General features: G+C 50.5%; 14 protein-coding genes, 1 tRNA gene and 1 pseudogene. 7 read left to right on the top strand and 9 right to left on the bottom strand.

The features are described from left to right. Positions 1–10 precede the first annotated feature (10 nt). The gene (arcC, locus tag M2406_RS10560; protein WP_259189874.1) at positions 11–937 is read left to right on the top strand and encodes a carbamate kinase; all 927 of its coding nucleotides are present in this window, start codon (positions 11–13) and stop codon (positions 935–937) included. Positions 938–1,038: 101 nt separating this feature from the next. Beyond that, positions 1,039–2,418 carry a sodium:solute symporter gene (locus M2406_RS10555; RefSeq protein WP_112362540.1) on the top strand — a complete coding sequence of 460 codons (1,380 nt, stop codon included), beginning with the start codon at positions 1,039–1,041 and terminating at the stop codon, positions 2,416–2,418. Positions 2,419–2,426: 8 nt separating this feature from the next. Here M2406_RS10555 and M2406_RS10550 read toward each other — a convergent pair whose 3' ends face one another. Next, entirely contained in the window at positions 2,427–2,987 is a 561-nt protein-coding gene (locus M2406_RS10550) for a TetR/AcrR family transcriptional regulator (RefSeq protein WP_026142447.1), read from the bottom strand. Positions 2,988–3,172: 185 nt separating this feature from the next. Here M2406_RS10550 and M2406_RS10545 point away from each other — a divergent pair, with 185 nt between their 5' ends. From M2406_RS10545 to M2406_RS10535, 3 genes are all read left to right on the top strand, one after another. Next, positions 3,173–3,955 (top strand): SDR family oxidoreductase, encoded by a 783-nt coding sequence (locus M2406_RS10545; protein ID WP_259189969.1) that lies wholly within the window; start codon positions 3,173–3,175, stop codon positions 3,953–3,955. Between the two features lie 60 nt (positions 3,956–4,015). Then, a complete protein-coding gene (locus M2406_RS10540; RefSeq protein WP_259189872.1) occupies positions 4,016–5,035 on the top strand; it encodes an NADP-dependent oxidoreductase in 1,020 nt (339 codons plus the stop codon). A 95-nt stretch (positions 5,036–5,130) separates the two neighbouring features. Next, positions 5,131–6,030, top strand: a complete 900-nt coding sequence (locus M2406_RS10535; protein ID WP_012145899.1) for a LysR family transcriptional regulator — start codon at positions 5,131–5,133, stop codon at positions 6,028–6,030. On the opposite strand, the gene M2406_RS10530 is transcribed toward M2406_RS10535, so the two are convergent. From M2406_RS10530 to M2406_RS10520, 3 genes and pseudogenes are all read right to left on the bottom strand, one after another. After that, positions 6,005–6,811: a substrate-binding domain-containing protein gene (locus tag M2406_RS10530; RefSeq protein WP_259189871.1), complete on the bottom strand. Its 807-nt coding sequence runs from the start codon at positions 6,809–6,811 to the stop codon at positions 6,005–6,007. The genes M2406_RS10535 and M2406_RS10530 overlap by 26 nt on opposite strands. 15 nt (positions 6,812–6,826) lie before the next feature. Further along, positions 6,827–8,120 (bottom strand): annotated as a pseudogene (locus M2406_RS10525) (MFS transporter). Positions 8,121–8,422: 302 nt separating this feature from the next. After that, positions 8,423–9,346, bottom strand: coding sequence for a LysR family transcriptional regulator (locus M2406_RS10520; protein WP_259189870.1), 924 nt, complete (start codon positions 9,344–9,346; stop codon positions 8,423–8,425). Between the two features lie 101 nt (positions 9,347–9,447). Between M2406_RS10520 and M2406_RS10515 the strand changes: the two genes are divergently transcribed. Next, complete coding sequence (locus M2406_RS10515) at positions 9,448–10,059, top strand: NAD(P)H oxidoreductase (protein ID WP_259189869.1); 612 nt, start codon at positions 9,448–9,450, stop codon at positions 10,057–10,059. Between the two features lie 68 nt (positions 10,060–10,127). On the opposite strand, the gene M2406_RS10510 is transcribed toward M2406_RS10515, so the two are convergent. Then, positions 10,128–11,159 carry a methionine synthase gene (locus M2406_RS10510; RefSeq protein WP_012145894.1) on the bottom strand — a complete coding sequence of 344 codons (1,032 nt, stop codon included), beginning with the start codon at positions 11,157–11,159 and terminating at the stop codon, positions 10,128–10,130. 107 nt (positions 11,160–11,266) lie between these two features. On the opposite strand from M2406_RS10510, the gene M2406_RS10505 reads away from it, so the two are divergent. Next, entirely contained in the window at positions 11,267–12,397 is a 1,131-nt protein-coding gene (locus tag M2406_RS10505) for a transposase (RefSeq protein WP_259189868.1), read from the top strand. An 80-nt stretch (positions 12,398–12,477) separates the two neighbouring features. Here the strand turns inward: M2406_RS10505 and M2406_RS10500 are convergent, their stop codons facing one another. The 4 genes from M2406_RS10500 to M2406_RS10485 form a co-directional block, all read right to left on the bottom strand. Further along, positions 12,478–13,455: a DUF1852 domain-containing protein gene (locus M2406_RS10500; protein ID WP_259189866.1), complete on the bottom strand. Its 978-nt coding sequence runs from the start codon at positions 13,453–13,455 to the stop codon at positions 12,478–12,480. Between the two features lie 282 nt (positions 13,456–13,737). After that, complete coding sequence (locus M2406_RS10495; protein ID WP_259189865.1) at positions 13,738–14,628, bottom strand: oxidoreductase; 891 nt, start codon at positions 14,626–14,628, stop codon at positions 13,738–13,740. Positions 14,629–14,648: 20 nt separating this feature from the next. Further along, entirely contained in the window at positions 14,649–14,789 is a 141-nt protein-coding gene (locus M2406_RS10490; RefSeq protein WP_259189863.1) for a hypothetical protein, read from the bottom strand. Positions 14,790–14,961: 172 nt separating this feature from the next. Beyond that, positions 14,962–15,037: transfer RNA gene (locus M2406_RS10485), tRNA-Asn, on the bottom strand. Positions 15,038–15,065 lie beyond the last annotated feature (28 nt).

The raw sequence follows: 15,065 nt of genomic DNA, 5'->3' as shown, positions 1-15,065 counted from the left end.
GAGGATAATTATGAGAATACTTATAGCATTAGGCGGCAATGCGCTATTAAAACGTGGGGAAGCCATGACTGCGGAAAACCAACGGCGAAATATCGTTATAGCCTGTGAAGCTATTTCCCGTCTGGATGGCAAACACCAGATAATTATCAGCCATGGAAATGGGCCACAGGTAGGATTATTAGCACTGCAGTCTGAGTCCTACGCCGATAAAGTTGAGCCCTATCCCTTTGATGTTTTGGGCGCGGAAAGCCAGGGGATGATTGGTTACATGCTGGAGCAGGAGCTACGCAATCATATGCCCGGCAGGCAGGTTGCCTGTTTGCTGACTCAGGTAGAGGTTGATATCAACGATCCTGCAGTCAAACAACCCAATAAATTTATTGGGCCGGTCTATAACGAAGAACAGGCCAAAAAATTAATGCAGGAAAAAGGCTGGATAATAAAACCGGATGGTAAATATTACCGCCGCGTTGTTCCCAGCCCACAGCCATTGGCGATCGTCGAAATTGAGACATTACGCACGCTGGTAAACAATGATGTGATTGTGATTGCCGGCGGCGGTGGCGGTATCCCGGTCACCACCCTCAGTTCGCAAAGCCGTGGGCTGGAGGCCGTTATAGACAAAGACCGTTGCTGCAGCCTGATGGCTCAGCAGCTGGATGTTGACTTACTGATTATCGCGACCGACGTCAGCAGAGTTTTCACTGATTTTGGCACGGCGGACAGCAAAGCAATTAAAGCCGCTAATCCACACGCACTGCTTGAAATGGATTTTCCGGCAGGTTCAATGTGGCCCAAGATCCAGGCTACGTGTGAGTTTTCTATCAATAGTGGCAGATCGGCAGTGATCGGATCGCTGGAGGACATTGTTGATATGGTCGATGGACGGGCGGGAACCTTGATCAATAAAGATATTGATGGCGTGGCGTTTCACTGACGAGCACCTTAAAGCTCGTTGATTACACATGGGTGTACCAGATATTGGCACCGCGGCTATTCCGGGCCATCAGCCAAAGCGACATGGCAAAGGAGACAATTGTGGTTATTGATCTCTCCCTCATTGGGCTTTACTTGTTATTGGTGTTAGGCGTGGGGTGGCTGGGCTGGAAGCGCGCAAAAACGCGAGATGATTATGCCGTGGCTGGCAGGCGTCTCGCGCCGTTGATGTTCACCGGGACTATGGCCACGACGGTGCTTGGCGGTGCGGCAACCATGGGCAGTATGGGGCTCGGCTATCAATATGGTATCTCTGGGTTATGGCTGGCAACCAGCCTGGGAATGGGGCTCATTGGTCTGAGCTTGTTTCTGGTTACCCCGTTGTTGAAACTCAATTTGCACACCGTAACTCAGGTGCTGGCGATCCGTTATCGTCCCCGTGTTCGTTTGTTGGGAGCGGCTATTATGATGGTCTATGACCTAATGGTTGCGGTTACTTCCATTATCGCCATAGGCAGCATTATCGAGGTTTTGTTGGGCATCCCCTTTCTGTATGCCATCTGGATCGGTGGCGGGGTGGTGGTTATTTATGTTTTTCTGGGGGGGATGTGGTCATTAACCATGACTGATATTTTTCAGTTTATTATGATGACGGTCGGAATACTTTTTATCTTAATGCCTGCCAGTATTATTCATGCCGGTGGTTGGCAAAATATGCAGGATATTTTACCCGAGGGTTTCTTCTCTCTGAACAATATTGGCTTACCGAATATCGTTACTTATTTTTTAATCTACTGCCTGGGAATGTTTATCGGGCAGGACATCTGGCAACGCATGTTTACCGCACGAAGTGCCGGCGTTGCTCGCTGGGGAGGCTTCGTCGCCGGGGTTTATTGTATTGTCTGGGGCGTGATGGGTGCAGTTATCGGCATGAGTTGTCGGGTGTTTTTGCCCGATATTGGCAACCCGGATGCCGTATTCATGAGCGCCGTACAGACGGTGCTTCCCGTAGGCCTTCGGGGGATTGTCATTGCTGCTTCACTCGCGGCACTCATGTCTACAGCCAGCGCCTGCATGATGGCGACCTCAACCCTGTTTGTTTATGATATTTATGCCGCTTTATTCAAGAAAGAAAAATGTTCAATTAAAACAGACCGCTGCGCAACCCTGGCCTTTGGTTTCACTATACTGATCATCGCCAGTTTGATTGGCGATGTTATTACTGCGCTGACTGTCGCTTATACCATTCTGGTTGGCGTGCTGTTGGTCCCCCTGATTGGAGCCATTTGTTGGCAAAGGTCTTCAACCACCGGGGCGATATCGGCAATGGTGTCCAGTGCTGTCATCATCATCTATTTTATGGCCAGATACGGAATGCAGGCTAACAGTGTGACCTATTACGGGCTGTTGGCGAATCTGGTGACCTTCGTGACAATAAGCCTGTTATGGCCTGATTTTCGGACACCAACCCCGCAGAATTAATCGGAAACTCAATTCTCGTGGGCTTCCTTACTGAGAATTCGGGAGCGGCAAACGTCCAAAATCTCATCTGCCAGCGCGGAGTCATCAGGGCAGGCGCGGGACAGCACCAGAGCACCGACAAGATGTGCGATGGTATCGATCAGGTCGGCACGCGTTAAGTCACCCTCGCCATTTTCATTGGCTAACAGAGCCAGCTGACGTTCAATGCCAGCCGCAAACGTCGCCTTAATCGATTCAGATTGGCGCGCCGTATCAGTACCTAGTGCCGACATCACACAACCCTTGCCCATATCATCACGATGCTGACGGGAGAGATAGTTTTCAACAAATTGTTCCCGGTTCACACCCGCCGTATTTTCTGCGGATTGCGTAAAACCACAGCTCATCGCCTCCGCCATCAAATCAGCCTTGGAAGCAAAGTGCTTATAGAACCCGCCATGAGTTAAACCTGCCGCAGACATCAGCTCTGCTACACCCACGCCGTCATAGCCTCGCTCACGAAACAACGCTGAAGCTGTTTCAACAATACGTATTCGGTTTGCACGAACCTGCTCTTTAGAAACCCTCATTGCTCTGCCTCTTCTCCTAAAACTCATGTCGTCAGTATACATTGATGATGATCGTAATCAAACGGATTGACTTTTTAGATTATGATCATCATCATCGCGATGGTCCCGTTAGCCACCACTATCAGGGTTCTACAGACATCGCAGTTTGCGAATTTTATTTACTCATTGATAAAGAAGGGTATTTCATGACCAAACCAACAGTTCTGATTACAGGCGCTTCCACAGGCATTGGCGCCGTATACGCTGAACGGTTCGCACGCCGGGGCCATGACCTGGTTCTGGTCGCCCGCGACAAGACAAAACTGGATAGCCTTGCCGAGCAGTTGAGACAAGAAAGCGGTATTGCCGTCGACGTTCTGCCTGCGGATCTCACGCAAGCGGATGATTTAGCGGCTGTTGAAGCTCGTTTACGTGATGACACGCGGATAGGCATTCTTATCAATAACGCGGGTATCGCGCAGTCGGGCAGCTTTATAGAGCAGACGTCTGATTCAATTGAGCAGCTTATCGCGCTTAATGTGACGGCTTTAACCCGACTGGCTAATGCTGTGACGCCACGGTTTGTGCTGGCTGGCGAGGGCGCTATCGTCAACATCAGTTCCGTCGTCGGGCTCGCCCCTGAATTTGCAATGTCGGTTTATGGCGCAACCAAAGCCTTTGTTCTGTTCCTGTCTCAGGGCATGAATATTGAGCTGGCGCAGAAGGGGGTTTATGTTCAGGCGGTGCTCCCTGCCGGGACTTATACGGAAATTTGGCAACGTGCAGGTATCGACACCAACACTTTGCCCCAAATGATGGAAGTGGGCGAATTGGTTGATGCAGCCCTGGTTGGGTTTGATCGGCGTGAACTTGTTACCATCCCACCTTTGCAGAATGCCGCACGTTGGGACAACCTCGATGCTGCGCGTCAGACCCTGCTATCGGATATCAAACAAGATGAAGCCGCAGAGCGATATAAAACCCTTTAGATAATAAAGGGTACTGCTCAGAACAATCGTTCAGCTGCCTGCACGGCAGGGGAAAAATAAATGAATAATAAGACGATGAAAGCCTTCACGTTTAAGCGTTACGGTAAATCTCCTGAATTAGGGTTTGATAACGTAGATTATCCTTCGCTCAAGGCTAATGAAGTCTTGGTTAAAGTTTACGCTGTGGGCCTAAATCCAATCGACAATATGATCCCAACCGGAATATTTAAGCCGGTTCTGCATTTTAAGCTTCCCGCAACATTGGGTAGCGATCTGTCTGGGGTTGTTATTGCCGTGGGAAGTCGCGTGACTCGTTTTTCCCCAGGCGATGAAATCTTCGCCAGCATCTTCGATACGGGAACGGGGTCTCTTGCCGAATTTGCCGTGGTGCCTGAGAGCGCTGTGGCTATAAAACCGGCAAATCTGGATTTTGTGCAGGCGGCTTCGCTCCCTATGGTTAGCCTCACGTCCTGGCAAGCTCTGACCGAGCGTGTCAGGCTACGGCCTGGTCAGAAGGTTTTCATCCCGGCAGGTTCTGGAGGAATAGGCACCGTTGCTATCCAACTGGCGAAGCAATTGGGCGCAACCGTGGGGACGACAACCAGTACGGGCAATATCGAATGGGTGAGGAGCCTGGGGGCTGACGAAGTCGTTGACTATAAAAAAGAAGAGTTCGAAAAAGTATTGGCTGGCTATGATGTGGTACTTGGCACCACCAGGGGAGATATGATTGAAAAATCCACCCAGATCCTTAAGCCTGGAGGAAGTATTGTTTCTCTCGTCGGGCCGTTAGATGTCAAATTTGCGCGGGCTAGAGGGTTAAATTTCTTTCTGACTTTTATCTTCAGGCTTATGAGCCGCAATATTATGCGTCTTTCAAAAAAGCGGGGCTTGACCTATACGTTTCTATTCGTTCGGCCAGAAGGTGATCAACTCAGCCAGATAGGTAAACTGGTAGAAACCGAACAAATCAAACCCATGATCGACAAGGTATTCCCCTTTGCTCAAACAAAGGAGGCTCTTGCCTACCTTGCCCAGGGGCATGCAAAGGGAAAAGTGGTTATCAAGATGCAGGATTAATTCCTTATTCTATGCTGCCGTGTTGCCGTTGTCGGATAAGTGGCTATCATCTTTCCTTTAAACCCTTGCCGCTTCCGAAAGGATTGCCTGTCACTATGCCCGTAAATTTTGACCTCAACGATCTCTACGCCTTCCGCGCGTTGGTTGAATACGGCAATTTTCGGCTTGCCGCGGAGTCCATCTGCCTTTCGCAGTCAGCATTGAGCCGCAGGATAGAGAAGCTGGAATCCGCGCTGGGCATTAAGCTGTTCGATAGAACCACCAGACGTGTCACGCTAACCCTTTATGGACAGACCTTCGCCGAGCGTTCAGATCAACTATTGATGAACGTTGAGTTGGTATTAGCAGATATCAATAAAGTCAGTCAGGACAGAACGGGCCTGGTCACCGTCGCCACGGTGCCTTCAGCGGCCTACTACTTCATGCCCGACGTGATTCGCCGCTTCCAGGCTCGCTATCCCCGCGTACGCGTTAAGCTTATCGATAGCAGTGCAGGCAATGTCATCGAAGCGGTTACCAGTGGCCAGGCCGACTTCGGCATCTGTTTTGCGAGAAACCTGCAACCCAATATCGAATTTTTGCCGTTGATTGGGGATGTTTATGTGGCTGCCTGCAGGCGCGATCACCCTCTGGCCACTAAAAAAAGCCTGACCTGGCGCGAGTTTTATCAGCAGGATTATGTGGGGCTGGATAAAACCTCCGGCAACCGCAATCTGCTCGATCAGATGCTGGCGCATATCATCCCTGAGCGTCCCAGCCTCTGCGAAACCCGCCATGTGACGACCCTGCTGGGCATGGTTGAGGCGGGTATCGGCATTGCCGCCGTACCCGCTATGTCTATGCCGGGATCGGACCATTCGGTGCTGACTCACCTGCCGCTGACCGAGCCGGTTGTCAAGCGCACCGTCGGCCTGATCCGGCGCAGCGGACGTATGCAATCCTATCTTGCCGCTGAGCTGGAAAAATTGATCACTGAACAGTATCACTCTGCCTAGCCGGTTGTTCAGCCTTCACGGTTCTCATCCCGGTGGTGTGAATGGTTTTTTGCGCCTGCGAGGAGGACAGGAAATCCAGTAGCGCTTTGCCTTCCTGACGGTGTTCGGCTTTGGCGGTGACCGCACCGGCAAAACGGGTAATGTACTGGACATTGTCAGGCAGTTCGCCAATAAAGGTTACGCCCGGGACAGGGAGCAGTTCACTAACCTGCTGGAAACCTAGCGCATATTTTCCTTTTGCCACCTCGGATGCCACCGGAATGCGTTCAACCTTATGCGCTTTCTCCTTCACCTGGTCTTCAATACCCAGTTTTTGGAACAGCTGGCTGCTGACATATCTGCCGCTGGCACTGTCAGAATAGGCAATGGATTTAGCCTGCAGCAGGGTATTACGCAGCTCTGCATCATTTTTGATATTGGGTTTAGGGTCACCTTGTTTGACCACCATGCCAATCGGCGAGTCGGCCAGTTCCACGCGCGAACCCGGCTGGATCCAGTTATCCTTTTCCAACTTTTTTAGCGCATCGCCCACCATAATCACCACGTCGGCATTTTCGCCGCGAGCCAGGCGTGCTGGGATCGCCTGGGGCGTATTACCCATCGAGGGGCCGGACACCAAAATGATTTTGTCGCCACTCTTTGCTTCAAACTCTGGCGCCAGTTTTTCCAGTGCGGCTTTAAAGCCCCCTGAAATCATGACGGTCACTTCTTTAGCTTGTACTCCCGTACTGACAGAGAAAATCACCAACGTGGCGAGCAATGAACGATAGATTTTTTGCATGACGTAATCCCTGATTTAAGCGGCTGTTTGTAAAGATAATGGGCTGCGACGGTACAGATAGAACGTCGCCAGCAATGCACATAGCGCAGCAAAACTCATCCAGTAGCCGGGGGATGCCTTATCGCCGGTGTACTCGATCAGTGCGGTAGAAATGACCGGTGTAAATCCGCCAAAGACAGCGGTCGCCAGGCTGTAGGCCAGTGAGAAACCGGCAACCCGGACCTCCGTCGGCATGATCTCGGTTAACGCCGGGATCATGGCACCGTTGTAGAGCCCATAGATGAAGGAGAGCCATAACAGCACCGTGAGCATCATGGAGAAACTGGGGGCTGCAGCAAGCAGGCCAAGTGCCGGATACGCAGTGACCAGTGCCAGCAGGGCCATGGTAATCAGGACCGGTTTACGACCAAAACGGTCTGACAGAGCGCCCCCAACCGGCAGCCAGAGGAAGTTGGATATCGCTACCAGCAAGGTCACCAGCAGGCTGTCAGAGGCGCTTAGCATCAGCACTTTTTTACCGAACGTCGGTGCATACACGGTGATCAAATAAAACGCGGTGGTGGTCATGGCGACCATCAGCATGCCGGCAATAACCACCTGCCAGTTCGCCAAGAGGGTTTTAAACACCTCGCGCATCGCCAGGTGGTTGCGACGGGCGTTAAACTCCTGGGTCTCTTCCAGTTTGCGACGCAGGAAAAAGATGAAAGGGACAATCAGGCAACCGAACAGGAAAGGCAGACGCCAACCCCATTCGCGAATGGCGCTTTCTTCCATGACGGCATTCAGGGCGAAACCCATCGCCGCTGCCACCATAATGGCCACTTGCTGGCTGCCAGACTGCCAACTGGTGTAAAAGCCTTTACGGCCAGGGGTGGCAATTTCGGCCAGGTAAACGGATACGCCACCCAGTTCAGCACCGGCTGAAAAGCCTTGCAATAAACGGCCGCCCAGCACCAGCAACGGCGCCCAGATCCCGATCGTCTGATAGGACGGAATGAGTACAATCAGGAAAGTCCCGGCGGCCATGATCGACAGGGTAACAATCAGCCCTTTACGTCTGCCGACTTTATCAATGTACGCGCCCAACACGATTGCACCGATAGGACGCATCAAAAAGCCCGCGCCAAAGACCGCGAAGGTCATCATCAGCGAGGCAAATTCACTGCTGGCCGGAAAAGGTATGGGCGATGTAGGTGGCATAGAACCCGAACAGGAAAAAATCAAACTGCTCCAGAAAGTTGCCAGAGGTAACTCGCAGTATCGCGCTGATTCTGGCCTGGCGGGTCATGGGGGCGTTAGAGGAATGCATCTTAATCTCCAGTTTGTCATTGACGCTTTTACTGCGCCTGTTTCTGCAGACTGGATCAGGTCAATAAAGTAAATAAGCGCAATAAACGCATCAGCTGATGCGTTTGCCGCATGAATCAACGTTAACAATTGAATGCGATAAGCTGTAACGGGTCGTTAACAATGATTCCCCTGCGCTGACTTGTTCGCTGGACGCTAAAACTTCATGCGCGTTTTGTGACAAGCCTCATACAGGGAAAAGGGCGGAGAACGCTGAAAGGGAGATAGGGGGAAGTTTGCTGGTTGGCAAACTCACTGCCGCGATCAGATTTGCTTATCCTGATGACTATTTTCAGCCGATCTCTGCGTCTCTTTCATGTAGTCAATAAAAGCGCGTAATGGGCCGGACATATATTGGCGATTAGGATAATAGAGTTGCAGGGATGGGCGTTCGGGGAGCCAATCGTCCAGAACCTTGGCGAGCTTGCCGCTTTGCAGATGTTCTTTCACCTGTTCGTAATAGAGATAGCCCAGCCCGGCTCCGCGCAGAACCGCCTCAAGCGCTGAATCCATATCGTCGAGCATGATATTTCCAACCGGAGCCACTTCAAGTTTCCCTGATGGGGTTTCAAATTCCCAGAGATAAGGGCGGCCGCTCTGGAAACGAAAAATGACGCTTTGGTGATGAATCAGCTCGCACGGATGCGTCGGTGCAGGATGATGCTTAAGGTATTCAGGCGTGGCGACCACCACCAGTTTGATTTTCGGCCCGATAGGGACGGTAATCATGTCTTTTTCTACCCGGTTATTCAGGCGGATCCCGGCATCGAACTCCTGTCGGACAATGTCCACCAGCTTGTCATCGGTGGTGATCTCCACTTTTATGTCCGGATATTTGCGGCTGAACCCGGCGATTATCGGCAACAGAAAGAGACGTGAGGCCAGGCGTGAAGTATTGATTTTCAGAGTGCCCATTGGGGCATCGCGAAAGCAATTCATCTCGTCGAGTATGGTATTGAATTCATCAAACACCGGGCGCAGCCGTTCAAAAAGGGTTAATCCCGCTTCAGTCAGCGCCACGCTGCGAGTGGTGCGATTAAATAAACGGACCTTTAATCTCTGCTCCAGCTGCTTGATGGAATGACTCATGGCGGAGGGGGATAACCCCAGCTCATCACCCGCCTCCCGAAAACTTTTGTAGCGTGCGACGGCAATAAACGAAGCAAAGTCTGAAAAGTTCGGCTGCATTAGTGAATTTTCCTCAATAACCCATCTCAAATACTACGTTTTACACAACTATCCTGCGGCCGTAAAGTAATAGTTCTTTCACGGAGAATTAGGGTAATTATATGAAATTAAATAATATTTACTTTATCTGGGCCCATCCGCGTCCCGATTCTTTAACCGCGCAGGTGGTGGGTGAGATGCAGAGCGAAGCGGCGCGTCAGGGCTACAATGTTTCCAGCCTTGATCTCTACCGCAGCCATTTTGATCCGCTACTCAGGGTGGAAGATGAGCCGGACTGGGATAATCCGCAGAAAACCTATTCTGAAGAAGTGCATCGGCTTTTCAATGAGCTGGAGGATAAGGACACACTGGTTCTGGTGTTCCCCGTATGGTGGTATGCCTTTCCGGCAATGCTTAAAGGTTACCTGGAACGCGTCTGGAACTATGGTCTGGCCTACGGCGCAGGGAGTGGCCTGAAGGATAAAAAGATCCGCTGGCTGGCTTTGGTGGGCGGTTCACAGTCAGGATTCATTAAGTACGGCTGGGAAAAGAACATGACCGATTACATTAATGGCAGCATGGCCTATCTGGGTGTGGAGGATGCAAGGATCGATTTTCTCTATAATACGATTGGCGTGGAGGAGGGGATCACCGACGGCGAGGCCCACTACCAAAAACTGTTCGCCGAAGCGCGTGAAGTTGTCAGTTCTCTGAGAGCAACCAGTGAAGCCTGAGCACTAACGCCTGGCTAAAATACCAAAAGCAGACTTCCGGAGAAGCCTGCTTTTCTAATTTGGCGGGGTTATTTAGCGGAGAGTTCTCTGCGGATGATCTCAGCGCCTGCACTCAAAGCATTGAGCTTGCCTGTGGCTACCCGACGAGACAACGGGGCCATGCCGCAGTTGGTTGAAGGGTAGAGCTTGTCGGCGTCAACAAACTGCAGTGCCTTACGTAAAGTATTGGCGACTTCCTCCGGTGTTTCTATGGCATTGGTTGCCACGTCAATGGCGCCTACCATCACTTTTTTACCGCGGATCAGTTCAAGCAAGTCCATTGGAACATGCGAGTTATGACATTCCAGTGAGATTATATCGATATTGGATGTCTGCAGCTTGGGGAAAGCTTCTTCATATTGCCGCCATTCTGACCCCAGCGTTTTTTTCCAATCGGTATTGGCTTTGATGCCATATCCATAGCAGATATGCACAGCCGTTTCACATTTAAGCCCTTCGATGGCTCTTTCTAAAGCGGCGATCCCCCAATCATTCACTTCGTCAAAGAAAACATTAAATGCCGGCTCATCAAACTGGATAATATCGACACCGGCCGCCTCTAACTCTCGGGCTTCCTGGTTGAGAATTTTAGCGAATTCCCAGGCCAGTTTTTCGCGGCTTTTATAGTGGCTATCATAAAGCGTATCTATCATCGTCATTGGGCCTGGCAGGGCCCATTTAATCGGCTGCTTGGTTAGCTGACGTAAAAAACGGGCGTCTTCAACAAACACTGGCTTTTGACGGGCCACCGCACCGACGACAGTGGGTACACTGGCATCATAGCGATTACGAATTCTGACCGTCTGCCGTTTTTCAAAATCAACGCCGCTCAGGTGCTCAATAAAGGTAGTTACAAAGTGTTGGCGCGTTTGTTCGCCATCACTGACAATATCAATGCCTGCCCGTTGCTGATCTTCCAGGGACAAGCGCAGGGCATCTTGTTTACCCTCAATCAGTTCCTCATCCTGCAATTTCCAGGGTGACCAAAGTGTCTCTGGTTGTGCCAGCCAGGAAGGCTTGGGTAAGCTGCCGGCAGTCGAAGTTGGGAGTAATATTTTCATCAGAGTGCCTCCGGGAAACCTCGGCCTTCAGGCCGGGGAGGAAAGGAGGCGGTTTTCGAGCTAACTTCTTTTTGTCTTTTCACGATGGCTCCTGTAATTTTGTACATATGAAATGCGCATACAAATACCGATTCTATCCAACAGCCGATCAGGTTGAGCTTTTGGCTCAAACGTTCGGCTGTGTGCGTTTTGTCTATAATTCAATCCTTCGCTGGCGTACTGATGCTTACTATGAGCGCCAGGAGAAGATCGGCTATCTGCAAGCTAATGCGCGGTTAACCGCGCTTAAAAAAGAGCCTGGATGCGCATGGCTCAATGACGTTTCCTGTTTCCCCTTGCAACAATCGCTACGCCACCAACAGACGGCCTTTTCTCACTTTTTTGCAGGTCGGGCTAAATATCCAGCATTCAAAAGCAAACGCCACAAACAGGTCGCTGAATTGACCGCCAGCGCGTTTAAATATCGTGATGGCAAGCTGCATATGGCTAAGAGCAAAGCCCCATTGGACGTGCGCTGGAGCCGTGAACTCCCATCCGTGCCGTCAACCGTCACTATTTCCAAAGATGCAGCCGGACGATATTTCGTTTCCTGTCTGTGCGAGTTTGAACCTGTATCACTGCCCATTTCCGCTAAAACCGTGGGCATTGATGTGGGCTTAAAGGATTTGTTCGTTACTGACGCTGGATTTAAACAAGGCAATCCCCGCCATACCGCTAAATACGCGGCTCGCCTGGCGCTACTTCAGCGCCGTTTAAGCAAAAAAGCGAAAGGTTCGAAAAACCGCGCTAAAGCCCGCTTGAAGGTGACCCGACTCCACGCGAAAATTGCCGATTGCCGCATGGATAACTTGCACAAGTTGTCCCGCAAACTGATTAACGATAACCAAGTTGTTTGCGTTGAATCCCTGAAAGTGAAGAACATGATCCGCAACCCTAAGCTGTCGAAAGCGATAGCCGATGCAAGCTGGGGCGAGTTTGTGCGCCAGCTCGCATACAAGGCTGAATGGGGCGGGCGTTCACTGGTCGCAATTGCCCCGTTTTTCCCGTCCTCAAAGCGTTGTAGTTGTTGCGGCTTCACCATGAAAAAATTGCCTCTTGATGTTCGTAAATGGAATTGTCCGGAATGCCAGACAAGCCATGACCGTGACATCAATGCGGCACGGAATATAAAAGCTGCCGGGCTGGCAGCGTTAGCCCACGGAGAGTCTGTAAATCCTGAATCGCATCAAGCGGCTTAGGTTCGACTCAGTGAAGTGGGAATCCTCGCCCTTTAGGGCGGGGAGCAGTCAAAATGGATGACCTTTTATTTTTTGGTTAATCAAAGCGCGCAGTGAGCAGACCATTGCTCAAAAATAGTCTTATAGGGTTTGATAAAGTGTTCTTCAGTAAATTTCCCCTGCTCAATGGCCAACTGGCTACGCTCTTCACGGTCATAAACAATTTTTGTTAATGAATGATCCTGGTGATTCAGGGCCGGCTGATAGTATTGTCCGGCTGCAGAGTTTGCATTGTAAATCTCAGGGCGGTAAATCTTTTGGAAAGTCTCCATCGTGCTGATGGTACTGATAAGTTCAAGATCGGTGTAATCACTAAGTAAATCACCAGAAAAATAAAAGGCCAAGGGCGCAACGCTATTTTTTGGCATAAAATAGCGAACCTGCAGGCCCATCTTGCTGAAGTACTTTTCAGTCAAAGAAGAATCGTTTTGCTGGTATTCAATGCCTAATACAGGATGCTGATTCCCAGTCTGGTAATAGGTGTCTTTACTTGAAACGCTTAAGCATATTACCGGTGATTTTTTAAAGTTATCTCTGTACTCATTTGAGTTGACGAAATATTTAAATATATTCCCGTGCAAGTTGCCAAAGTCATCTGGAATGCTAAAGCCGGCTTGGTTATTATTGTGCTCTAACAGCAACACACTGAAGTCATAATCTCGCACGTAAGAAGAGAAATTATTCCCTACGATACCTTCAGTGCGTTTGTTGGTTTTTTTATCAATAATGTTGGTTTTTAATATCTCAATGACGGGGAAGCTATTGTCATTGTTTTTAATATTCATCTCAACGGAAATGATTTCAAGTTCGACAGAATAGCGATCGCCTTTGGGGTTATCCCAATGCGCCAGGGTATTGAAACGATTGTCAATCATCACCAGAGTATTGCGCAGGTTCTCCTGACGGTTCTTGCCTCTGGCCAAATTGGCAAAATTGGTCGTGATGCGCGTATTTTCGGAAGGGTTATAGTTTTCATCGAAACTACTGCTCTTGATAGTAAATGTAAAATCTTTGTTCATCGTGATCTTGCACCCTGATTTCTGGTATGAAAACTGAATCTAACTTTTTGATTTACCAGAAACTACTGGGTTTCTCATTCGTCAGTCTTCATGTTGTCAGTAAGTTAACATTGCATCTTTTATGCCAGAGCCACGGAATGAGTGAAAGCGACTTAATTTCATTACCACATGAGGTATCTTCATGATCTGAGTGCGGAGGGGGTAGGTGCCGGTAGTGGGGGCAGTGACGGGTCAAAAAGCTTTGAGAAACGCCCCCTACAAACGCCGTTGGTGTTTAGCGCTTCAACCCGGCCCCTCGCTTCCTGCTGCCAACAAAGGAACCAGGATGTCGCTAATGGGGGTAGGAATACCCTGCGCATGACCATAACGCTGCACGACGCCGTTGCGTATCTCCCATTCCAGCGGGCGATTGGCCTGGCGATCGGCGAGAATGGAGGTACCCAAGTCCGCAGGCGCACGATGAAAACCGTCAACGATCTCCTGGGGAACGTTATCGCTAAGTACCGCACCTTCGGCTCGTGCGACAGTCAGACATTCATGCAAATAAGCCAGTGCCAGTTTCGTGATATCCCCGCGTGAGAACATTCCCGCACGGCGGTTTGCAAGAACCATCAGGCCCGCGACCGCATTCTGCAATAGTTTGCGCCAGGCGATCGAGAGGAAATCGGATGACAACTCAACGCTGCAGCGGCTACCGCTGAGCGCATCAACGACCCGTTTTACCTGCGGCACATCCGGGAGTGTCAAACGCGGTTTAGCCCGCAGGCGGACAGAGGAATCTGGTTCGCGCTGTGCCGGGAACCATACGACCGAAGGCAGTACCGTTGCTCCGTTAATATAGGGTTCCAACAGAGTTTTCTGTTCGACGCCGTTTTGCAGCGCACACACGACAGTGTTTTCATCGCATAACGCGGCAAGCCAATGGGCGCTCTCAGCCACCTGGGTCGTTTTCACCGCCACAAAGACCAGATCGAAGGGTTGGGTGCTGGTCGGCGGCCTGCTCAATACCGGACCAGGAACCACCACTTCACCTTCATCGTGACGCAGAATTAATTGTGGGTGCGCGGTGCGCCCACAAAGTAGTGGCGTGCGGCCGACTTCGTGTAGTGCAGCAGCGATAGTGGTACCAATCGCACCGGGACCAATCAGAGCAATAGTAGGGGAGTCAGGCATTTTAAGTCCTCCTGTTATCGTCAATCCATCAACAGCGTGCCGGTAGCACTCACCGTGCTCGCCAGTATTTTGCTCAGCGTGAGTATTTCACCGAGAAACAGATAACCCAGGACTGCGGCAAACAGCAAGCTGATTTCGTGTCGCACTGATACGGCACTCATCACCTCTGGTAACCCACAAGCGAGCCTCACAGAGCCGTTGCTTTGGGATGTGTTGAGAATAGAGGGGAAAAATTGCTTAAAACCAGGAGATGAGCATGTTTTTGCCTGGCATGTGCGATATCTGGAAAAGCAAAAAGCCCGCTTAAGTTTCCTTAAGCGGGCTTCTCTAATTTGGCTCCTCTGACTGGACTCGAACCAGTGACATACGGATTAACAGTCCGCCGTTCTACCGACTGAACTACAGAGGAATCGTTTGAACGGCCGGAATCATAACGG

Origin of the sequence: Serratia sp. BIGb0163, from assembly GCF_024809935.1 — a bacterium.
GTDB lineage: Bacteria > Pseudomonadota > Gammaproteobacteria > Enterobacterales > Enterobacteriaceae > Serratia > Serratia quinivorans.
This window is presented reverse-complemented; position numbering and strand designations above follow the sequence as displayed.